This window comes from Polaromonas sp. P4_F6 (genome assembly GCF_056401275.1).
This window is the reverse complement of the sequence record NZ_JBFUJQ010000001.1, coordinates 221,925-245,217: the sequence shown is the minus strand read 5'-3', so window position 1 is coordinate 245,217 and position 23,293 is coordinate 221,925. Positions and strand designations below refer to the sequence as shown.

Below are 23,293 nucleotides of genomic sequence, written 5' to 3'. Positions count from 1 at the left end.
GGATGGAACTCGATTTCTCCCCGGCTTTCGCGGGATGGCGCAGCCTGCTTTCGGGCGCGCTGGTGACCGTGGAAATCACCGCGGTGGCCCTGGTGCTCGGCTGCATCATGGGTTTGCTGGTGGGGATAGGGCGCCTCAACCCGGCCCGGCGCGTGGTCTACGCGCTGTGCACCGGCTACGTGGCGGCCATACGCGGTACGCCGCTGCTGGTGCAGCTCTTCATCCTGTTTTTCGGCTTGCCGCAGTTCGGCATCATGCTGCCGGCCTTTGTCTGCGGCGTGATCGGCCTGGGCATTTATTCCGGCGCCTATGTGTCGGAGATCGTGCGCGGCGCCATCCAGTCCATCGACAAGGGCCAGATGGAGGCCGCGCGCTCCATCGGCATGTCTTACGGCACGGCCATGCGCAACATCATCCTGCCGCAGGCCCTGGTGCGCATGATCCCGCCACTGGGCAACGAGTTCATCGCGCTGATCAAGAACTCCGCGCTGGTGTCGCTGCTGACCATCCATGAGCTGATGCATGAGGGACAGAAAATCATCAGCGTTTCCTACCGTTCACTGGAGGTCTATCTCGTGATAGCCGTCATGTATTTTGTGTTGACCGGCCTGACGACGCTGGCGTTGCGCCGCATCGAGCAGCGGCTGCGCGCCGGAGGCATGGTGCAATGAACATGCCGCAACCCGTCATCGGCACACCCGCCGCCGGCAAACCCATCGTCAACATCCGCGGATTGCGCAAGTCCTTCGGCGAGCACGTGGTGCTGCACGGCATTGACTTTGACGTCCAGCCTTCGCAGGTGGTGGTGGTCATAGGCCCCAGCGGTTCCGGCAAGAGCACGTTTTTGCGCTGCTGCAACGGGCTGGAGAAACCCGACAGCGGCCGGGTCGAGATCTGCGGGCGTCTGCTGGCCGACGCCGGCCGCATGCTGGACGACCAGGCGCTGAACCACTTGCGCGAAGACGTCGGCATGGTGTTCCAGTCCTTCAACCTGTTTCCGCACCTGTCGGTCATCGACAACATCACCGTCGGCCCGCGCAAGGTGCGCGGCCTGTCCCGGCAGCAAACGGAGGCTGAAGCCCTGGCCCTGCTCGACAAGGTGGGCCTGCGGCAAAAAGCCCATGCCATGCCGGCCAGCCTCTCGGGCGGCCAGAAGCAGCGGGTGGCGATTGCCCGCGCGCTGGCCATGCAGCCCCAGCTGATGCTGTTTGACGAACCCACTTCCGCGCTGGATCCCGAGCTGGTCGGCGAAGTGCTGCAGGTCATGAAGCTGCTGGCGAGCGAGGGCATGACCATGATGGTCGTGACCCATGAAATGGATTTCGCGCGCGAGGTCGCCGACGTCGTGGTGGTGATGGACGGCGGCGCCTTGATCGAAGCCGGGCCGCCCGATATCATTTTTACCAGGCCCACACAGGCCCGCACGCGTGACTTCCTCCAGGCCGTGTTGTCCCGCAACTGACCGGGCCGCCATCTTCCGGGCTTTCGCGCCCCACTTTTTTCAGGGAATATCATGAGTGACTTCAGCGACGACAGCGAAGTTTTCAGCCTCCAGCGCGGCACGCTGCCGCTGCTGGTCAGCATGCCGCACGTAGGCACGGAGATCCCGGCCGAGCTGAAGGCCGGTTACACGCAAGAGGCGCTGGGCGTCGAAGACACCGACTGGCACCTGCACCGGCTCTATAAGTGCCTGCCCATTGCGGGCGCCAGCGTTTTGCGGCCCCGTTACTCGCGCTACGTGATAGACCTGAACCGTCCGCCCGACGATGCGCCCATGTACCCGGGCGCGTCCAACACCGAGCTGTGCCCCACGCGTTTTTTCAGCGGCGCACCGCTTTACAAGCCAGGCCATGAGCCCGGGCCCGAAGAGCGCGCGCGGCGGCGCGAAACTTATTGGCAGCCCTACCATGCGGCGCTTGCCGCCGAACTCGCGCGCCTGAAGGCGCAGCACGGCTTTGCCCTGCTGTGGGACGCGCACAGCATACGTTCGCACATTCCCTGGCTGTTCGAAGGCAAGCTGCCCGACCTCAACATCGGAACGGCCGACGGCGCCAGCGCCAATGAGGCCATCACCGCCGCGGTGGTGCAAGCCTGCGATGCCGCGCCCCACATCAGCACCGCCGTCAACGGCCGCTTCAAGGGCGGCTACATCACGCGCCACTACGGCCGGCCCGCCGAGGACGTGCATGCCGTGCAGCTGGAGATGTGCCAGAGCCTGTACATGCAGGAGGTGCCGCCCTATGCATACGACGAAGCCCTGGCGTGGCAGGTGCAGCCCTTGTTGAAGATGATGGTGACCGGCGCGCTGCACGCCGCCCTCCACCTGTACACCTGAACCGCCATGCGCAGCGATACCAAAACATTTTTCGCGCCCCAGGCCTGGGTGCAGGGGGCGTGGGCCAAGGATGTCTTGCTCACGGTGGGCGCCAACGGCAGCTGGCACAGCGTGCAGCCCGGCGCCACGGCGCAGCAGCGGGAAGGCGCCACAGCCTTGAGCGGCCCGGTGCTGCCCGGCCTGGTCAATGCGCACAGCCATGCTTTCCAGCGCGCCATGGCCGGCCTGACCGAGCGCCGCAGCGCGGGCGCCCATGCGTCCGACGATTTCTGGAGCTGGCGCGACCGCATGTACAGCGCGGCCAACCGCATCACGCCGGACCAGCTCGAGGCGATTGCCGGCCAGCTCTATGCCGAGCTGCTGGCCGGCGGCTACACCGAGGTTTGCGACTTTCACTACCTGCACAACGATGTGAGCGGCGCGGCCTATGCCGACCCGGCCGAGATGTCGCTGGCCCTGGTGCGCGCGGCGCAGCGCACCGGCATAGGCCTGACCCTGCTGCCCACGCTCTACATGCGCTCCGGCTTCAAGGCCGCGGGCCTGCGCGAAGACCAGCGCCGGTTTTCGTCCACGCCCGAGAGCGTGATGCGCGTGGTCGAGCAGGTGCGGCGCCAAACACAAGGCGATGCGCGCATCAAGCTCGGCGTGGCCGTGCACTCGCTGCGCGCCGCCGAGCCGGCCGCCTTGAAGGAGCTCACGGCCGCCGCGAAGCAAGCCGGCCTGCCGGTGCACATCCACATCGCCGAGCAGACCCAGGAGGTCGAGGACTGCATCGCCCACACCGGCCAGCGCCCGATTGAATGGCTGCTCAGCAACGCCGAGGTCGACGCCCGCTGGAACCTGGTGCACGCCACCCATGCCACAGCGGCCGAACTGCAAGGCGTGCAGGGCGCAGGCGCGGCCATCGTGATCTGCCCCGCGACCGAGGCCAACCTGGGCGACGGCGTGTTCGACCTGCCGGCCTACGCGGCCGCGGGCGGCAAGTGGTCCATAGGCTCCGACAGCCACGTCACGCGCAGCTGGCCCGAAGAGCTGCGCCTGCTCGAATATTCCCAGCGCCTCACGCTGCGCCAGCGCAATATCGCCGCGCGCGTTCTGGGCAGCGAAAGCAGTGCCGCCGGCTTGTTTGAAGCCGCGCTTGCAGGGGGCCTGCCGGCCACAGGCCAGATGCAAGCCGGCCTGGCACCCGGCCATCGCGCCGACTTCGTCACGCTGGACCTCGAATCCCCTGCGTTGCTGGGCGTGCCGGCCGGCCACCTGCTGGACGCGCTGGTGTTCTCCAGCCCGGGCGCGGCGTTTGGCGAGGTGTTTGTGGCCGGCCAGCGCATCGCCGCGCCTTCGCCTGAGCGCGCGCAGGCCTTTGCCCGTGCCATGCGCGAGCTGTGGACGGACTGAGCCGATCTATTGGCCGTATAAAACGCGAATTCGACAAAGCTACGGCCAATCCCCGCAGGGGCTGTCCCGGCAGGCGATACCATCGCCTGATCTCCCCAACAAGGTGCTGCCATGGACCACAAATGGCTGGAAGACTTCATTGCCCTGGCACGCGAGCGCAGCTTTTCGCGCGCGGCCGAGCTGCGCCATGTGACCCAGCCGCAGTTCTCGCGCCGCGTGCGCGCGCTGGAGCTCTGGGCCGGCGCCGACCTGGTCAACCGCGCCGTCGTGCCGCTGGCGCTCACGGCCGCCGGGGAAGAGCTGTTGCCCGTGGCGCGCCGCGCCGTGATGGGTCTCAATGATGTGCGTGCCCGCATACAACACGCGCAGGGCGGCCTGGACTGGGTCACGCTGGCCACCGGCCGCACCCTGTCGCGCACTGCCGTGCCCGGCTGGCTGGCGCGCGTCAAGCGCGGCGCCGGCGAGTTCCGCCTGCGCATACTCACGGGCTCCATCCACGAAGGCGCGACCGCGCTGGAGCAGGGCGCTGCCGACTTCCTGCTGTCCTTCACGCACCCGCGCCTGCCCATGCTGCTGGACGGCCAGGCCTTCGAGGGGCTGACCCTGGGCACCGACGAACTCGTGGCCGTGAGCGCGCCGCGCCCCGACGGCCGGGCGCTGCATGCCCTGCCCGGCAACGCGCGCGAGCCGGCGCGCGTGCTCGGCTACGCGCCCACGCTGGCGCTGAGCCAGATCCTGCAGGACGGGCTGAGCCGCGATACGCGCGAACTCTTTCTGCACACGGTGACCGAGTCCGACTTCGCCGAGTCCCTGCATGAGCAGGCCCTGCAGGGCGTGGGCCTGGCCTGGCTGCCGCGCGGCCTGGTGGGCGAGGACCTGCGCAGCGGCCGGCTCGTGGCCGCCGACCCGCAGGGGATTGCCGTGCGCTTTGAAATACGCCTTTACCGCAACCGCAGCCCGCGCAATGAGCTGGTGCAAAAAATCTGGACGGCCTCCAGCGCCTGAACATACATACGCATGCGCCCATGCGTGATGCGCATGCGCTTGCCGGGCGCCGATTCCTAGACTGCCTCCACCTACAAGGAGACAGTCATGCCCACACAATCCCCCGTCCTTCCATTTCCCCTGGCCCGCGCCCTGCGCGGGGCCGCGTCCGCTTTGCTGGCGCTGCTCGCCTTTTCGGCAGTTTCCACCGCGCAGGCCCAGGCCTGGCCCGCGGCCAGGCCGATCTCGCTGGTGGTGGGCTACCCCGCCGGCGGCAGCGTGGACCTGGTCGCGCGCATCATCGCCGAGCCGCTGGCCAAGCGCCTGGGCACGCCCGTCGTCATCGAGAACGTGGGCGGCGCCGGCGGCACCATAGGCGCGCAGAAAGTCGTGAGCGCCAATCCCGACGGCTACACGCTGCTGCTGGGCTCGGGCAGCGAGGTGTCCATCGCCAGGCTTTACAACGCCGCCATCAAGTACAACGGCGAAACCGACCTGGCGCCGGTGGGGCTGATAGGCGTCACGCCCATGGTGTTTGTGACCAACACCCAGACCGGCGTCAAGACCATGGAAGAAGCCATCGCCAAGTCCAAACGCGAACGCAACCAGCTGAGTTTTGCGTCCTCGGGCATAGGCACGCCGCTGCACGTGTCGGGCGAGCTCATCAACCTGATGGCCGGCACCACCTTCCGCCACGTGCCCTACCGCGGCGCGGGCCAGCAGCTGCAGGACCTGCTGGGCGGCAACATCGAGTTCAGCGTCTCGGTGCTGTCCTCGGCGCTGCCGCACATCGAGTCCGGCAAGATGGTTCCGCTGGGCGTCACCACGCCCACACGCTCGCGCGCCGCGCCGCAAATTCCCGCGCTGGCCGAGAACCCCAGGCTCAAGGGCTATGACATGAACGTCTGGTTCGGCCTCTTCGGCCCGGCCAAGCTGCCCGCGCCCATGGTCGTGCGGCTCAACCGCGAACTCAACGAGATCCTGCGTGACGAAGCCGTCTGGCAAAAACTGCAGAAGGCCGGCATTTCCAACGAAGGCGGCACGCCGCAGGCGCTCACGGCCTTTGTGCGCGCCGAAACCCAGCGCGTGCGCGCGGTGGTCAACAAGGCCGTCAGCACCGGGGCGGCGAGCTGATGCACCATCCGGTCCATACCCTGGCGCCGAATCTGGCGCGCTGGTCGGCTTCGAACACCGGCGTCGACCATGTGCATGAACGAAGCGGCGCGGCGCCCGGCCCCGAGATCCTGGTGACGGCGCTGGTGCACGGCAATGAATATTCGGGCGCCATCGCGCTGGCCGAGCTGCTGGCCGCCGGCTGGCGGCCGGCGCGCGGCCGGGTCACGCTGGCGTTTTGCAATGTCGCCGCCTTCGAGCGCTTCGACGCGGCTCAGCCAGACGCCTCGCGCTTCGTCGATGAGGACTTCAACCGCGTCTGGGCCGCCGACGTGCTGGACGGCCCGCGCCGCAGCGCTGAGCTGGACCGTGCGCGCCAGCTGCGGCCCTTTGTGGACCGCGCCTCGCACTTGCTTGATTTGCACTCCATGCACGAGCCTTGCGCGCCCTTGCTGGTCACCGGCACCCTGGCGCGCAACATCGCCTTTGCCCAGGCCCTGCGCACCGCGTCGCAGGTGGTGGTCGACAGCGGCCATGCCGACGGCGTGCGCATGCGCGACTACGGTGAGTTTTCGGATGCGCAAGGCGGGCGCATCGCGCTGCTGCTGGAAGCCGGCCAGCATTGGGACCCGCGCGCCGTCAGCGCCGCGCGCGACACGCTGATGCGTTTCCTGCTGCAAGCCGGCGCGCTGGCACGCAGCGAGGCGCCCATGGGCTGGTTATTGCCCGACCGGGAACCGCCCGCGCCCGTGGTGGTGACAGACCGCGTGGTCGCCGCGTCCATGGATTTCCGTTTCAGCGGCAGCTACAGCGGCGGCGAAGTGATCGCCAAGGCCGGCACGGTGATTGCCACCGATGCGGGCCGCAAGGTCCTCACACCTTATGACGATTGTGTGCTGGTCATGCCCTCGCTGCGGCAATTGCGCCCGGGTGTCACCACGGTGCGGCTGGGCCGGCGGGCCTGAGCCGAAAGCGCGCGGCTACAGCAGCGGAAGGCGAATCCACAAGCGCGCGCCCGTGGGCGCCAGCGCTTCATAACCCGCCTGGCCGCCATGGCGCTCCGCCACGTTGTGCACAAAGTACAGGCCCAGGCCGGTGCCGTGGGCGGGCCGCTGCGTGGCTTTCTGTGTGCTGAAGCGTTCAAACAGGTGGGGCAGCATTTCCGCGCTGACGCCAGGCCCCTGGTCGGCCACCGAGAGTTCGGCTTTTCCGCCTTGCAGGGTCAGTGTCAGGGTGATGGTGCCGCCCGCAGGCGAGAAGCGCAGGGCGTTGTGCAGCAGGTTGTCGAGCGCGCGCTCCAGCAGGTGGAAGTCGCCGCGTATCCACACCGGCTCGTCGGGGATGTGGCGCAGCAGGCGCACTGATTTCCCCTGGGCCGATTCGTAGACCGCATCGACGGCCTGGTGCGCGACGCTGCCCAGGTCGATTTCGCGCAGGTCTTTCTGTTCCAGGCTTTGCACGCGGGCCAGCGACAAAAACGATTGCGCGAGCTTGTGCGCGCGGCGCAGCTGCTGGAACAGCCGGTGCTGGTGGGTCTCGTCCAGCGTGCCGCCGCCCAGCTGCTGTACGGCCGCGGCCAGGGGCACGCGGATGTCGTGCGACAGAAAGGCCAAAGTCTCCTCGCGTTCCTTGTGCAGGTCGTGAAAGCGCTGCTGCGCCTGTTTCACGTAGTCGATGCGCTGCTCGAACCTGAGCCGGTAAAACGGGCTGTCCGCGGGCGCGCCCGTCAGTTGCTGGAGCTGCCAGTCCAGGTAGCGCCTGGCGACTTCAAGGCGGCGCCAGCTCCACAAGGGGTAGGCCGCGATCGCGGCGACCAGGGCACCCGAGGGCGCGAACCAGATGCCGGACACCAGGGGCAGGGTCAGGGCCAGCCCGGCCAGCACGGCCAGCCAGGCCGCGTTGGCCAGCAGGCCCGGCAGCGGCATGAAGCGCGTCCCCCACAGCAGCGGCACCAGCGCCAGCAGGGCGCTCAGTGCCAGCGTCCAGGCCCGGCCCAGCGGCACGATAAAACGATCGTCACGCAGGTTCAGCAGCACATTGGCCAGCACTTCCACGCCCGGCATGGCGGCGCCGTGGGTGGTGACCGGCGTGGACAGGATGTCGCCCATGCCGGCCGCCGTGGCGCCCACAAACACAATCTTGCCGCGCAGCGCCTGGGCGGGCGCGCCGCTACGCATGAGCTCGGCCGCCGAGACGCTGGGGATGCTGCCGGGCGGCCCGGCAAAACGCAGCAGCCGGGGCTCGCGCCGCAGCAGGGTGGGCGCCTCGTCGGTGACAAGCCGCGCCGTATCGCCGGGCTGCGGCGGGGCCGTGCCTTCCGGCGGCTGCCAGCCGCTGATCTGCAGCGCGGTCTGCGCCAGCAAGGGCCAGTCGGCGCTGCCCACGCCCTCCCAGAGGTCGACGCCGCGCGCCACGCCGTCCTCGTCCAGGCGCACACTCACGCGCCCCAGGCCGGCCGCCGAGCGCGCCAGCAGCGGGATGGGCGGCGACTCCAGCAACTGGCCGCCCTGGCGGGCGCTTTCCATCACCACGGGCAGCGACACATTGCCGCAGGCGCGCAAGGCCTTGGCCAGGGCCTGGTTGCCGGCCGGGTCGTCGCCGATCTCGTTGAAGGCAATGTCCACCGCGACGGCTTTGGGCGAGGCCCGGCAGATCTGCTGCAGCAAATCGGCGTGCACGCGGCGCGGCCAGGGCCAGCGGCCCAGCTCCTGCAAGCTGGCCTGGTCTATGGCCGCGATCACCACGCCGGTGGGCGCGGGCTGCGTGCCCAGGCGCTGCGACAGGTCGAACAGGAAATAGTCCAGGCGCGCCAGCCAGCCGCTGGCGCTCGCGCCCACGGCCAGCGCGGCCAGCAGCAAGCCCATGCCCAGGAATTCACGCAGGCTGTGCGCGCTGCGGGGCGGGCGCTGGTCTTGCATGGCGGCCTAGAGCAGCAGCAAGGGCAGGCCCAGCATCCACATATAGGGATGGCGCGAGGGCACGTCTATCTTCTGCAGCATGGGCGGGCCCGCGGTGCCGTCCTGGTTGTCGACCAGGCGCACGCCGAGGTACTGCGCGCCGCCCGAGGGGCGGGGCAGGCGGACCTTGCCGTCGGAAGAGTCCTGCTGCTGGTCCTCGGGCGCCATGCCGGCCGTGGCCGACACCGAGACGCGGTAGTGGTGGTCTTGCGGCGGCGCGGGCAGCTCCAGCAGCAGCGCGTCGGCTTCGTAGCGCAGCGCGGCCTGGCCCAGGTCGGGCTGGCCAGGCGCGGGCTTGTAGCTAAAGGGCGATGCGGCCGACCACGGCCCCTGCTCACCCTGGGCCGTGATGCTGGCCACGCGCCAGTGCAGCTTGCCCTCGGGCAGGTCGTCCGCGGGCAGCCACTCGGTCTGCGCCACCGGCTGGTCCAGCAGCAGTTGCGCGAAGTTCTCCGACGTGGAGGCTTGCACCCGGTAGCGCGCCGCATCGACGGCGCGGGTCCAGCGCAGGGTGGGGCGCGGCGAGCGCACCGTGGCGGAGCGGCCCGGCGCCTGCAGTGCCGGCGCGAAGGGGCGCGCCGCCACGGTGAAGTTATGGCGCGCTTCCAGGCCCTGCAGGCCCAGCGCGTCCAGGGAGCGCACGCGCAGGATGTAGCGGCCGTTGGGCAGGTCGGCAAAACTCAGCACGCCGGACTGCGAGGTCCTTTCCGCGAGGATGGCGTCAAAGCTGCTGTCCTGCGACACCTGGCCCCAAAGCACGCCGCCTTGTTCAGCGCGCGCGGGTGGCAATGAAAAGCGCAGCGGCAATTGTTCAAGGCGGGCCGGCAGGGCCGACACATTGGGCGCGGCGGGCAGGGCACGCGGCGGCATGGGCGCCTCGCCGGCGCGCGCCAAGGTGCCGAAGCCCGGCCCCACAAGCACGGTTTTGCCGGTGGCGTCCACGCCAACCGAGCCTTCCAGGGTTTCCTCGCGCGTCTGGCCGTCCTCCACCCCGACGCGGAACACTGTGCCGCGCACCACCGCCTGGGCGCTGGGTGTGAGCACGCGCAGGTTTTGCTGTGTGCGCCGTCCCGGGTTGTCGGTGATTTCGGTCTGGCCCTGCAGCAGGCGCACCCGCGTGTCGGCCATCAGGCCGTTGGCATACAGGCTCAGGGTGTCCAGCACCAGCGTCGAGCCCGGGTGCACACGCAGCTGCGTGCCGTTGGCCAGCTCCAGCGTGGCGCTGGCCAGGGCCTCCGTCCTGAGTTCGGCGCCCACGGGCAGGGTCTGGCCCGTGGCGGCGGTTTTCCAGCTTCCCTCGGCTTCGCGCCAGCGCACGCTGCCGTGCACGGTTTTCAGCAGGGCCTGGCCGGGGCTGCTGCGCAGCATGGAGGCCGGAATGCGCAGCACCGTGCCAGGCGGGATGCGGTGCGGGTCGGCAATCCGGTTGAGCTTTTGCACCACGTCCCAGCGCTGCGGGTCTATCAGGTGGCGCTGGCCCAGGCTGATCAGCGTGTCCCCGGGGCGCACGCTGTACAGCCAGGCCGGCACGGCGGAGGCCTTGTCGGGCAGGCCGGCGGCGCTCGGGGTCTGGGCCAGCGCGGCGAGGCCCAGCGACAGGAGGCCGGCGGCGGCTATGCGTTTGTACATGGGGGATTTTCCAGAACGTGCAGGCCTGGCGGCTTGCCACGCCAGCCCGGGTGAACAAGAAAACGGTGAGTGGTCACTCATGCAGCCACTCAAGCCGGTAGCCCTGGCCGTAGACCGAGACCAGGCGCCAGCCCGATTCGGGAGACAGCTTGAGTTTTCTGCGCAGGGCACTGGCCTGCACGTCCACCTTGCGTGACTCCACATCGGTGTTGTGCCCCCAGACCGTCGACAGCAAATGGGCGCGCGTCAGCAGCCGTCCCACGTTTTGCAGCAGGTAGAGCGCGAAATCGGTTTCCAGCTCGGTCAGTTCCACACGCCGGCCTTCCACAAAGAACTGCCGGTTGGCGAAATCCACTTCCAGCCCTCCCCAGGCGTTGCGCCGGGTTTCCTGTTTCAGGCCTGAGCGGTGCAGCACCACATTGAGCCGTGCCAGCAGGATGGGCCGGGACACCGGCTTGACCAGGTAGTCGACCGCGCCGGCCGACAGCATCTGCACCACGTCGTCCTCGCTGTCGCGCGCCGTCAGAAAAATCACCGGCGGGCAGGCTTCCTTGAGCTGCAGCCGCAGCCGCGCCAGCACCTCGGGCCCCGACATGTCCGGCACCAGCCAGTCCAGCAGGCAGGCCGCGTACTGCCCCCTCTCCACGGCCCGCGCGCAGTCGGCGCCGCGGTTGAACAGGTCCACCTCCAGGCCGGCTTCCTGGATCCATCCGCACACGGCCTCAGCGGTTTCGGGCTCGTCCTCCAGGTAGGCAATTCGGGGGGCGGAAGTGTGGGGCATACGGGTTCAGGGGACCGGGTCGGACAGGTTTGTTACCTGTAGTTACATATTGTGCCGTCTGCGGCGAACCGAGTTTAGTGGTCTGACAACTGCCTGACCACCCCCTGCACCCCTCGACTGTTGGTAATTAGTAAGTGTAAACAAGGATTTACCCTTTGTTTCCGGGAGGCCCCATATGATCCGCCGCGCTAGTACCTTTTACCTCCTGTCACAACTATGCTCGAACATTTCCGACGCTGCGCGAAACTTGTATGCAAGCTGCCGAAGCCGGCCTCTCTGGTCCGTCCGGCGTCCGCTCTTTGTTTCAGTTTGTTACCTGTGGCCGCTTTTGCCCTGACAGCCTCGGTGACGGCCATCATCCCGGCCCAGGGTATTTACCCGGGTGAAATCGCCACTTTGCGCATTGCGCTGTCCAACAGCGACCCGGTTCCCGCCACCAACGTGGCCTTCAGCAACAGCCTGCCGGGCCTTTTGCCCAACGGCCTCAAAGTGGCCGGCGCGGCCACCAATGGTTGCGGCGGCGCGTTCACAGCGGCGCTCGGAGCGCAGACGCTGGACCTGACAGGCGGCAGCATTCCGGCCGCCGCCGGCGGCATCGACGGCCAGTGCGTGATCGACATCCCGGTCACCGCCGGCAGCTCGACCGGCAACGCGACCTCCTACGCCTACCAGATCCTCAACGGCGCGGTGACCAGCAGCGCCGGCAGCAACAGCGGCGACGTTTCGCAGACCTTCAACATCCGCGCGCTGCAGCAGCCGCAAATCTCCAAGGCCTTCGGCAGTTCCACCCTGGTGCTGGGCGGCGCGACCACCTCGCTCACGATCACGCTGACCAACCCGAACCCGGTGGCCATCGAAGGCTTCAGCATCACCGACAACTTCCCGCAGCTGGGCGGCAGCGCCATCATCAGCGTTGCGGCCGTGCCGGGCGCCAGCGCCAGCTGCACCAGCGGGCCCGCGCCCGCCTTCAACCCGGCCCCGGTGGCCGGCGCCACCAGCGTGACCGGCACCGGCGACATTCCCGCCAACGGCAGTTGCAGCTTTGTGGTCGCGGTGGAAGCGTCGCAGACCAACGGCCAGTACACCACCAACGCCCAGAGCAACCTGATCAACCGCAGCAGCGACTTCAGCAACTCGCTGGGCATTCCCGCGCAGGCCAATGCGCAGGCCAACATCACCGTCAGGTCGCCGCTCAGCGTGGCCAAGGCCTTTTCCGGCAGCTCGCTGTCCAGCGGCTCCTCGGGCAGCCTGACCATCACGCTGACCAACAGCGGCAACACGCCGCTCACCGTCACAACCTTTGACGACAGCCCCATCGACGGCCTGGGCGGCGTCAACCCGGCGACCGGCCTGAACGTGACTTCGGCCTCCACCAGCTGCGCCGGCGGCGCGGCCGCCGCCATCAACAGCAACAAGGGCGTTCGACTCACCGGCGGCACCATTCCCGCCAACGGCAGCTGCACGGTCACCGTCAACTACGACGGCTTTGTGCAGGCCTCCGGCGTTCCGGTGACCTACACCAACAACATCCCGCAAGGCGCGGTCGATGTCGGCAACGCGGCCATCAAGAGCCAGAGCGCCTCGGCCACCATCCTGGTGGCCGACGACCTGCGCGTGCTCAAGTCGGCGCTGCCCGCCAGCCCGGTCGCACCCGGCAATCCCATCCAGTACCAGGTCACGGTGCAGAACTACGGCGCGGCCGCGATCAACAACGTCACGGTCACCGACAACTTCACCAACGGCCAGACCTTTCTGACCGGCACCATTGGCGGCATCAACTACACGCCGACCGTCACCGCGGCCTGCGGCAACGTCAATTCCGCGAGCGCCGTCGGCAGCAGCGCGGCGGTGCTCACGGTCGACACCCTGCCGGCCCGCGCCAGCCCCAGCGTGCCCGGCGCCTGCGTGATCACGATGTGGGCCATGGCCTCCAGCACGGCGGTGGGTTCCTCTGCCAACACCATCGCAGCGGGCGGCGTCTGCTACAACGCCGGCGCGACCTGCAACGGCGGCGCTTCCAACTCGACCAGCGTGACGACCAACGCCGCCGTGATGGCGGCCAGCAAGGCCTTTGCACAATCGTCCCCCGGCGTCAGCACCTTCGCCGAAGGCACCATCGTTCGCATGACCATCACGCTGACGAACAAGTCGGCGAACCCGCTGACCAACGTGTCGATCTCCGACACGCTGCAGCTGGCCAACAGCGGCGGCGGGCAGCTGCGTATCGCCAACCCGGCGAACGCGGCCAGCACCTGCGGCAGCCCGGTCATCACCGCAGTCGCCGGCGCCACCTCGGTGGGCCTGAACGGCGGCACCGTGCCCGCGCGCGCCGGCAACGGCCTGGGCGCCGACGGCAGCTGCGTGCTGCAGGTCGACGTGGTCGGCCCGGCCGGCGTCTACCCCAACACGGCCACCGTGGGCGGCACGCAGACCTTCGGCAACGGCACGACCCAAACGCTCACCCCCGTGACCACCAACACGGCGACGCTGACCTACACCTCGGCCCTGAGCGCGAGCAAGAGCTTCAACCCGGCCAGCGTGTCCACGGGAGGCCGCTCCACCGTCACGGTGCAGCTGCTCAACACCAGCGCGCTGGCCCTGACCAATGTCAGCGTGACCGACCCGCTGCCGGCCGGCATGGTGCTGGCCAGCCCGACCAATGCGCATACCACTTGCGCCGGCGCGACCTCCATCACGGGCGCTGCCGGCGCGAGCAGCATTTCCATGACGGGCGCCAGCGTTGCCGGCAGCGGCAACTGCGCCTTGCTGTTCGACGTGGTCGCCACCGGCGCGGCCAACTGGGTCAACACCATCCCGCCCGACTCCATCCTGGCCGATGGCGGTGTGCGCAACGTCGCCCCGGTCAGCGCCACCCTGCTGTTCACGCCGCCCACCGGCATCGCCATCAGCAAGGCCACCTCCATCAGCTCGCTGACCTTTCCGGGCGAAGTCAGCCGCCTGACCATCAACATCGCCAACGGCTCGCAGGCTGTCAGCAACCTGAGCTTCACCGACTACTTCACCGTGGGCGGCACGGCAGGCGGCACCAACAACGGCTGGGTGCTCACACCCAACCCCGCGCCCAGCACCACCTGCCCAGGCGGCGTGGTGACCGCGGTGGCGAACACCCGCCAGGTCAGCCTGGCCGGCGCCGCGCTCGCGGCCAACGCCAGCTGCCAGCTCAGCGTCAACGTGACCTCCACCGTGACCGGCGGCAACACCAACACCATTCCGGCCGGCGCCATCACGACCGACCAGAACCTCAGCAACAACAACCCGGCCACCACCAGCCTGGCCATCAGCACCAACATCGGCCTGGTCAAGCAGTTCACGCCCAATGTGGTCAAGCCCGGCCAGCGTTCGCGCCTGCGCATCACCTTTTACAACCCGCTGTCGCAGCCCGTGAGCGCGCTGGCCGTGACCGACACCCTGCCGGCCGGCGTGACCGTGCCCAGCGGCGCCAACCCGACGACGACCTGCCAGGGCGCGACCGTGTCCTCGACCGTCAACAGCGTGCAGGTGTCCGGCGGCACCATCCCCGCCGCGTCCGGCAACGTGCCGGCGAGCTGCCAGGCTGAGATCGACGTGCTGGCCGCGGCCCAGGGCGACTACGTCAACACCATTCCCACCAACGCGCTGACCGCCAGCGCCGGCGGCAACCCGCTGTCCAACACCCAGCCCACCAGCGACACGCTGCGCGCCAAATCGCCGGTCGTCGTGCACAAGGCCTTCAGCGCCCGCACGCTGGACGCGGGCAACCCGGTCGGCTTCACCACCGGCTCCGACAGCAAGGCACCCGGCGCGCCGGCCGTGCTGACCCTGCGTTTTGACAACCCCAACAACACGGCCCTGACCGGCCTGGTGCTGACCGACACCTTGCCCGCGGGCCTGGTGGTCGCGCCCACGCCGGCGGCGGCCACCACCTGCGCGGGCGGCACCGTCGTCGCGGCCGCCTCGGCGACCAGCGTGCGCCTGACCGGCGCGACGCTGGCGGCCGCGGGCTCCTGCACGGTCACGGTCAACGTGCTCAGCAACATCTCGGGCGTTTACACCAACACCGTTCCCACCGCCAGCATCACCACCAATGAAGGCGTGAGCAACGAGGAGCCCACCAGCGCGCAGCTGATCGTCTCCACCCCGCCCACCGTCGGCAAGCAGTTCACGCCGGCCGTGATCCCGCCGGGCGGCGTGTCGCGCCTGAGCATCGTCCTGGGCAACAGCAACAGCAGCGCGATGACGCTGAGCGCGAACTTCGACGACGTGCTGCCCACCGCGCCCGGCCAGATCCAGCTGACCGCCACGCCCGCCATGGCGACCACCTGCGGCGGCACCGTGGTGGCCGCGGCCAATGCCACCAGCGTGCGCCTGAACAGCGGGGGCACCGTTCCCGCGGGCGGCTGCACGATTGACGTCAATGTGACCGGCCTGACCGCCGGCGTGCACACCAACAACATTCCGGCCGGCGCGCTGCAGACCAACCTGGGCAGCAACCAGTCGCCCGCCAACGCGCCGCTGACCATCAGCACCCTGGGCTATATCTCGGGCAAGGTCTTCAAGGACAACAACCCCACGCCCAACGGCACCTTCCAGAACGGCACCGACACGCCGATTGCCGGCGTGAACATTGAACTGCGCAGCGGCGCGAACTGCAGCGGCGCCCTGGTGACGACCGGCACGACCGACGCGCTGGGCAACTACCTGTTCTCGTCCCTGGCGGCCGGCAACTACTCGGTATGCCAGCCCACGCAGCCCTCGGGCACCACCAACGGCATCACCACGGCCGGCACCATCAGCGGCATCAACGGCAGCACCGGCACGGCCGGCACCGCCTCCAACCCGACCATCAGCAGCAGCCAGATCACCAACATCACGCTCAACGGCAACGGTGCGGGCGGCGAGATCTCGGGCTCGGCCGGCAACAACTTCGCGGAAGTCGTGCCTTCGTCCATCAGCGGCAAGGTCTTCAAGGACGTCAACAACAACGGTGTGCAGGACGGCGCGGACGACCCGCTGTCCGGCGTGACCGTTGAGCTGCGCGATGCCGGCACCAATGCGCTGATGGCAACCACGGTCACCGACGCCGCGGGCGGCTACAGCTTCGCCGGTCTGCTGCCCGGCAGCTACACCGTGGTGGAACCCACCCAGCCTGCCGGCACCTCCAACGGCATCACCACCCCGGGCGCGGTGCCCAACGGCGGCACGCCGGGCACGGCCACCACGCCGGCCGTCACACCGAGCCGCATCAGCAGCATCGTGCTGCCGCCCAACACGAGCTCCAGCGGCAACAACTTCGCCGAAGTGCCCAACGGCGGAACGATTTCCGGCCGGGTCTTCCTGGACTACGACAACAACGGCGCGGTCAACGGCAGCGACCACGGCATAGGCGGGCAGACCATCAACCTGACCGGCACCGACATCAACGGCCTGGCCGTCTCCAAGACCACCACCACGGCGGCCGACGGGCGCTACAGCTTCACCGGCCTGGCCCAGGGCAACTACACCGTCACGCAGCCGCTGCCGCAGGCAACGGGCACGACCAACGGCCAGACCATCCCCGGCAGCACCGGCGGCGTGGCGACCCTGCCGGCCAACCCGGTCTCGTCCATCTCGGCGATTCCGCTGGCCAGCGCCAACGCCGTGTCGGCCGACAACAATTTCGCCGAGATCCCCGGCGCCGCGCCCGACCTGGCGATTGCCAAGAGCCATTCGCCGGTCAGCTTCGCGCAGGGCTCGAGCACCGGCTTCTACACCATCACCGTCTCCAACGTCGGCACGGTCGCGACCTCCGGCACCATCACGGTGGTCGACACCTTGCCCGCGGGCATGACGGTGGCCGCCGTCGCCGGCGGTGCCACCTGGTCCTGCAGCAGCGCCGTCACCACGGTGACTTGCACCACCAACAGCGTGATCGCCGCGGGCGGCACGGCGCCGGTCTTCACGGTGCGCGTGGCGGTGGCCGCCGGCCTGTCCGGCCAGGTGCTGGTGAACACGGCCGTGGTCTCCGGCGGCAATGAACCCGCCGGCTTCAACGGCAACAACACCGCCACCGACCCCACGGTGATCTCCGACGTGGCCGCGGTGCGCGGCACGGTGTGGCGCGACCTCAACCACGACCGCATCAAGGACCCCGGCGAGCCGCTGGTGCCCGGCTGGATCGTGGAACTCACGCTGGGCGGCGTTGTCGTCGGCACCACCACCTCCGACGCGAGCGGCGCCTATGCCTTCCCGAGCGTGGCGCCCGGCTCGGGCTACCAGATCCGTTTCCGCGAACCGACCAGCGGGCGCATCTACGGCCGCCCGGTCCCGAATGAAGTGGGCTTGCCCTATACCAACGGCGCGGTCAATGCGAACTCGAACCCCGCCGGCGCCAACAACACCGACGGCACGCTGCAGGGCCTGACCCTGGTGGCCGGCACCACCACGCTGGCGCAAAGCCTGCCGCTGGACCCCAGCGGTGTGGTCTACGACGCCGTGACGCGGCAACCCGTGCCGGGCGCCGTGGTGACGCTGTCCGCTCCCGGCCTCACGGCGGCCGACGTGATCGGCGGCAGCCTCACGCAGACCACCGGCGCGGACGGCGCCTACCAGTTCCTGCTGCTGGGCGGCGCGCCGGTGGGCGGCACGCTGTACACGCTGACCGTGACCTCGCCGGCCGGTTACCTGCCGGGCCCCTCGGCCATGATCCCGGCCTGCACGTCTACCCTGGGTGTGGGCCTGGCCCCGCCCAGCCCGGACCCGGCCCTGGTGCAGAACAGCAACTTCGCCCCCGGCACCGGCGTGCCGCTGCACAACCCCGCGGCCTGCCCCAACAACACGCTGGCCCTGGCGGGCGGCGCGGCCACCACGCAGTACTTCTTCACGTTCACCTTTGCCGCGATTCCCGGCTCGGCCAATGTGCTGAACAACCACATCCCGCTGGACCCGATTCTGGGCGGCGCCATCGTGATGACCAAAAGCACGCCGCTGGTCAACGTGGTGCGCGGCGACCTGGTGCCCTACACCATCACGGCCACCAACACGCTGAACGCCGTGCTCGCCAACATCAGCGTGGTGGACCTGATCCCCGCGGGCTTCCGTTACCGCACCGGCTCGGCCTCGCTCAACGGCGCGGCGCTGGAGCCCACCATCAGCGGCCGCAACCTGACCTGGGCCAACCAGGTGTTCGCCGCCGGTGAACGCAAGACCTGGCGCATGCTGCTGGTGGTCGGCACCGGTGTGTCCGAAGGCACTTACATCAACCAGGTCGCGGCCCGCAACAGCCTGGTCAATGCGCAGGTCTCCAACATCGCCACGGCCGCCGTGCGTGTGGTGCCCGACCCGACCTTTGACTGCTCCGACATCATCGGCAAGGTCTTCGACGACAAGAACGCCAACGGCTACCAGGACCAGGACGAGCCCGGCATCGCCAACGTGCGCATCGCCACGGCGCGCGGCCTGCTGGTCACCAGCGACCACGACGGGCGGTTCCACGTCGCCTGCGCGGCCATCCCGAATGCCGACCGCGGCTCCAACTTCGTGATGAAGGTGGACGAGCGCACCCTGCCTTCCGGCTACCGCCTGACCACCGAGAACCCGCGCGACGTGCGCGTGACGCGCGGCAAGATGGTCAAGCTCAACTTCGGCGCCACCGTGCACCGCGTGGTCCGGCTTGAGCTCTCGGGCGAGGCCTTCACCGGCAAGGGCGACGGCACCGAGCTGCAGCCCGCCTACCTCGCCACCCTGGAAAAACTTCCCGAGCAGCTCGCCGCGCGGCCTTCCGTGCTGCGCATCGCCTACCGCCGCGGCGCCGAGGCGGCCGGCCTCGCCGAAAAACGCGTGGCCGCCATCAGCGAGCGAATACAGGCCTTGTGGAAGGCCAGGCCCAAGAAGAGCGACGGGAATGAAGCCGGCGACAGCGAACCCCTGCACCCCTTGATGATTGAAACCGAGCTGGAGACGGCGAAATGAACTTCCGTACACATGCGATAGCCGTCGCCGCCGGCCTGCTTTGCGCCGGCTCCCCGGCCTGGACCGCGACCGAAGTCAGCGGCAAACGAATCGACAACGGCCGTATCGACCTGTTCAGCGTGCCGCCACCGGCGGAAGTGCAGCCCGACATCGCCTACCCCATGCCCTCGGGCGTGACGCGCGAGGAAGCGGCCGGCATGAAGGCCCGCGCGGCGCAGACGCCCAAGGCGGTTGCCTCAGTCGACAAGGCACTCCAGGAAGCCGGCGGCCTCAGCCTGTTTGTCTCGGGCAAGGCCGAGCTCACGCCTTCGGCCAAAGCCGCGATTGAATCGCTGGCCGCCGAAATCCGCAGCAAGGGCGCGGCCTCCGCCGGCATGCGCATTGCCGTGGTCGGCCATACCGACAACCAGCGCCTGGCGCCCGACACCAAACGCCTCTTCAAGGACAACCAGGGCCTGTCTGAAGCGCGCGCGCTGGCCGTGGCCGCCTACTTGAAGCAGCTGCTGAACAACCCCGCCATCAGCTATTCCATACAGGGCGAGGGCGAGAACAAACCGCTGGCGTCCAACGCGACCCCCGAAGGCATGAGCCGCAACCGCCGCGTGGAGCTGCGTGTGTGGTTCCAGCCCGCGGCGCCGGCAGCGGCGCCTGTGGCCGTGCCCGCTCCGCTGGCACCCTGCACGCCGCAATCGGTCGGCCAGTCGACCGTGCCTTTCCGCATCACCATAGACGGCGAGCCCATCAACACCGCCGAGATCCCCAACGAGGCCGACGGCCAGCGCTGCGCCGACGTCGCGCTGGAGCGGGCCGACATCCAGGTGCGCTACGACAGCCTGGCCGCCGTGCCGCTGATGAACGCCTGGGCCACGCCCTCCACGGCCGTCAAGGGCGAGGCCGTGGAGTTCCGCGCCTGGTCCAACTACATCCCCTGGATCAAGAAGGCCGAGCTGCGGCTCTTCCGCCCCGGCCAGAAAACCCAGGAGCAGCCGTTCGAGATCCTGCCCATAAGCTGGTCGGGCGCCAGCCGCTGGACGGTGCCCGCCAACACCGCGGGCGACCAGGTGTTTTACCTGCTGCGTGTCTATGACGCGCAGGGCCGCTTTGACGAAACCAGCCTCAAGCAGCTGAACCTGCTGGCACGCGCCATGCCGGCCAATGAAGACCAGGACAAGCTGGAGCGCGAACGCCTCACGGGTTATGGCGAGAACAGCCTGGCCCTGCGCAACATCCCGGTCAGCGGCGGCACGGTCACGGTCAACGGCACAAACCTGAAACCCGGCCAGCGCATAGAAGCCCTGGGCCTGGAGCTGCCCATAGACGCGCAAGGCAAGTTCGCGATGAAGCAGATCATGCCGGCCGGCCCGCAGTCGGTGGAAGTGACGCTCAAGGAGGCCGACGGCCGCGCCAGCACCTTCCGCCGCAACCTCAATATCGCGGCCGATGACTGGTTTTACCTGGCGCTCGGCGACCTGACGGTCGGCAAGAACAATGTCTCGGGCCCCGCCAAGCTCGTGACCGGCGACCTGAGCCATTACGAAGACAAGGTCTACGTCGACGGCCGCGCCGCGTTTTACCTCAAGGGCAAGATCAAGGGCGAGTGGCTGCTCACGGCCTCGGCCGACACGCGCGAAGGCCCCATCGAGGACTTGTTCTCCAACTTCTCGAGCAAGGACCCCAAGTATTTGCTGCGCAGCATAGACCCCAACCTGTACTACCCGGTCTACGGCGACGACAGCACCACGGTGGACGACGCGCCCACGCAGGGCAAGTTTTTTGTCAAGCTGCAAAAAGGCGATTCGCACATCATGTGGGGCAACTTCCAGACCTCCTGGAGCGGCACCGAGCTCATGCAGTACTCGCGCGGCCTCTATGGCGCGCAGCTGCGCTACCGCTCGGAAGAGGCCACGGCCTACGGCGAGAAACAAACCCAGATCGACGCCTTCGCGGCCGACCCCGGCACCCTGGCTTCGCGCGAGGAGTTCCGCGGCACCGGCGGCTCGATTTATTACCTGCGCCACCTGGACATCACCCAGGGCTCGGAGCGCGTCTGGATCGAAGTGCGCGACAAGGACTCCGGCATGGTGATAGAGCGCCGCGAGCTCGCGCCCACGCAGGACTACGAGATCAACTACCTGCAGGGCCGCATCCTGCTGCAGTCGCCGCTGTCCGCCACCGGCGGTGGCGCGGGCCTGATCATGACCTCGGCGGTCGGCGGCCAGCCGGCCTACCTGGTCACGACGTATGAATTTGCGCCCGGCGTCACCGCCATCAGCAACCTCTCGACTGGCCTGCGCGCGAGCCAGTGGTTGAACGACCACTTCCAGCTGGGCGCCAGCACCTACCACCAGGGCGAAACCGGCTCCAGCCAGACGCTCAAGGGCGTGGACGGCACGCTGCGCTACAAGCCCGGCACCTGGCTCAAGTTCGAAGCGGCCCGTTCCAAGGGCCCGGGCAACGGCGCGCAGACCTCGATTGACGGCGGCTTCGGCTTTAACACCCTGAACAACGGCGGCATCCAGTCGGCCGGCGCTGAGCGCCTGGAAGCTTCGGTGGACCTGGCCGAGGTGACCGACAGCATGAAGGGCAAGGTCACCGCCTACGCGCAGAACCGCGACCGCGGCTACTCCGCCCCCGGGCAGATCGGCATCAGCGGCGAGGCCGTCAAGCAGGCCGGTGCCTCGGCCGATGTGGAAATCGCCGCCGGCACACGCGTGCTGCTCAAGGCCGACAGGCGCGAGGGCGATTTGCAGGACAGCCAGAACGCCGAGCTCGCCGTGCGCCAGACGCTCAGCAGCGAATGGGAAGTCGCGGCCGGCGTGCGCGCCGACGACCGCTCCAAGGTCACGCCCAATGCCAGCACCTTGCTCTCGCAAACCGGCTCGCGCACCGATGCGCAGCTGCGCGCCGACTACCGGCCGGACCGCGAAGGCGGCAAGCCCGGCGAAAAAGAAAACTGGGAAGCCTACGGTTATGTGCAGGGCACGCTGGAGCGCGACGACACGCGCGACCCCAACAACCGCGTCGGCCTGGGCGGCGCGCTGCAGGTCAGCGAGCGCGTCAAGCTCAGCGGCGAAGCCTCCAATGGCAGCATGGGCGCGGGCGGCAAGCTCGGCGCCGACTACCGCATCTCCGACCGCAGCAATGCCTACCTGGCCTACACCGTCGAAACCGAAAGCCCCGACGTTGCCTGGCGCGGCCGCCAGGGCACGCTGGTCTCCGGCGCCAGCACCCGCGTCTCCGACCAGCTGCGCGTCTTCGGCGAAGGCCGCTCCGTCAACGGCGCGGGTCCGCAAAGCCTCACGCAAGCCTTCGGCACCGACTGGTCGCCCAACGACCGCTGGAACTTTGGCGCCAAGGTCGAGTTCGGCACCGTGTCCGACCCGCTGGCCGGCGACCTCAAGCGCCGCGTTTTGGGCGGCTCGGTCGGCTACAAAAAAGACGGCCTCAAATACGGCGGCAACATCGAGTGGCGCCACGACAAAGGCAATCTCTCGGGCGAACGCACGACCTGGCTGATGCGCAACACCGTGGGCCTGCAGGTGGACCCGGCGTGGCGCCTGCTCGGCAAGCTCAACGTCTCGCGCTCCAGCAACAGCCAGGGCGCGTTTGTGGACGGCAACTACCATGAGTTTGTGCTCGGCAGCGCGTATCGCCCCGTCGACAACGACCGCTGGAACACCTTGTTCAAGTACACCAACCTCAACAACGTGCCCACCGCCGGCCAGCTCACGCCTTCGGGCCAGGCCGCCGACTACGCGCAGCGCAGCCAGGTCTTCTCGGTCGACACGATTTACGACGTGAAGCCATGGCTGTCGGTAGGCGCCAAATACGCCTTCCGCATCGGCGAACTCAAATCACCTGTGGCCGGCGGCGAATGGTTCTCCAGCCGCGCCGACCTGCTGATCCTGCGCGCCGACCTGCACCTGGTCAAGGAGTGGGACGCAATGATAGAGCTGCGAAACCTGCGCGCCACCGAGGCGCAAGACGCCAAAGCCGGCGCGCTGCTGGCTGTGTACCGCCACCTCGGCAAGGGCGTCAAAGTGGGCGTGGGCTACAACTTCACCAAGTACTCGGACGACCTGACTGACTTGTCTTACCGCAGCCGTGGCTGGTTCTTGAATGTGCTGGCGGCGTATTGAGGGTGGGGCGGCG

At 68.7% G+C, this 23,293-nt stretch carries 12 protein-coding genes; 9 read left to right on the top strand and 3 right to left on the bottom strand.

Annotation, left to right across the window (positions count from 1 at the left end; genetic code table 11):
- Positions 1-2: 2 nt before the first annotated feature.
- The 7 genes from AC1DUN_RS01205 to AC1DUN_RS01175 all read left to right on the top strand — a co-directional run bounded on the left by AC1DUN_RS01205 (position 3) and on the right by AC1DUN_RS01175 (position 6,792).
- Positions 3-671, top strand: coding sequence for an amino acid ABC transporter permease (locus tag AC1DUN_RS01205; protein ID WP_074576377.1), 669 nt, complete (start codon positions 3-5; stop codon positions 669-671).
- Complete coding sequence (locus AC1DUN_RS01200) at positions 668-1,462, top strand: amino acid ABC transporter ATP-binding protein (RefSeq protein WP_477712357.1); 795 nt, start codon at positions 668-670, stop codon at positions 1,460-1,462. Before AC1DUN_RS01205 ends, AC1DUN_RS01200 begins: the two co-directional genes overlap by 4 nt.
- A gap of 51 nt (positions 1,463-1,513) precedes the next feature.
- On the top strand, positions 1,514-2,335 hold the full coding sequence (hutG, locus tag AC1DUN_RS01195; protein WP_477712356.1) for an N-formylglutamate deformylase: 822 nt from the start codon (positions 1,514-1,516) through the stop codon (positions 2,333-2,335).
- 6 nt (positions 2,336-2,341) lie between these two features.
- Positions 2,342-3,730 carry a formimidoylglutamate deiminase gene (locus AC1DUN_RS01190; RefSeq protein ID WP_477712355.1) on the top strand — a complete coding sequence of 463 codons (1,389 nt, stop codon included), beginning with the start codon at positions 2,342-2,344 and terminating at the stop codon, positions 3,728-3,730.
- A 111-nt stretch (positions 3,731-3,841) separates the two neighbouring features.
- Positions 3,842-4,735: a LysR family transcriptional regulator gene (locus tag AC1DUN_RS01185; protein ID WP_477712354.1), complete on the top strand. Its 894-nt coding sequence runs from the start codon at positions 3,842-3,844 to the stop codon at positions 4,733-4,735.
- 87 nt (positions 4,736-4,822) lie between these two features.
- Positions 4,823-5,848, top strand: coding sequence for a Bug family tripartite tricarboxylate transporter substrate binding protein (locus AC1DUN_RS01180; protein ID WP_477712353.1), 1,026 nt, complete (start codon positions 4,823-4,825; stop codon positions 5,846-5,848).
- On the top strand, positions 5,848-6,792 hold the full coding sequence (locus AC1DUN_RS01175; protein ID WP_477712352.1) for a M14 family metallopeptidase: 945 nt from the start codon (positions 5,848-5,850) through the stop codon (positions 6,790-6,792). Before AC1DUN_RS01180 ends, AC1DUN_RS01175 begins: the two co-directional genes overlap by 1 nt.
- A gap of 15 nt (positions 6,793-6,807) precedes the next feature.
- On the opposite strand, the gene AC1DUN_RS01170 is transcribed toward AC1DUN_RS01175, so the two are convergent.
- The 3 genes from AC1DUN_RS01170 to AC1DUN_RS01160 all read right to left on the bottom strand — a co-directional run bounded on the left by AC1DUN_RS01170 (position 6,808) and on the right by AC1DUN_RS01160 (position 11,194).
- Positions 6,808-8,745, bottom strand: coding sequence for a CHASE2 domain-containing protein (locus AC1DUN_RS01170; RefSeq protein ID WP_477712351.1), 1,938 nt, complete (start codon positions 8,743-8,745; stop codon positions 6,808-6,810).
- A gap of 6 nt (positions 8,746-8,751) precedes the next feature.
- Positions 8,752-10,413, bottom strand: coding sequence for a FecR family protein (locus tag AC1DUN_RS01165; RefSeq protein ID WP_477712350.1), 1,662 nt, complete (start codon positions 10,411-10,413; stop codon positions 8,752-8,754).
- 73 nt (positions 10,414-10,486) lie between these two features.
- On the bottom strand, positions 10,487-11,194 hold the full coding sequence (locus AC1DUN_RS01160; protein ID WP_477712349.1) for a response regulator transcription factor: 708 nt from the start codon (positions 11,192-11,194) through the stop codon (positions 10,487-10,489).
- A gap of 318 nt (positions 11,195-11,512) precedes the next feature.
- On the opposite strand from AC1DUN_RS01160, the gene AC1DUN_RS01155 reads away from it, so the two are divergent.
- Positions 11,513-19,141: a DUF7933 domain-containing protein gene (locus tag AC1DUN_RS01155; protein ID WP_477712348.1), complete on the top strand. Its 7,629-nt coding sequence runs from the start codon at positions 11,513-11,515 to the stop codon at positions 19,139-19,141.
- Positions 19,138-23,280, top strand: coding sequence for an OmpA family protein (locus tag AC1DUN_RS01150; protein ID WP_477712347.1), 4,143 nt, complete (start codon positions 19,138-19,140; stop codon positions 23,278-23,280). The genes AC1DUN_RS01155 and AC1DUN_RS01150 overlap by 4 nt, the downstream gene beginning before the upstream one ends.
- Positions 23,281-23,293 lie beyond the last annotated feature (13 nt).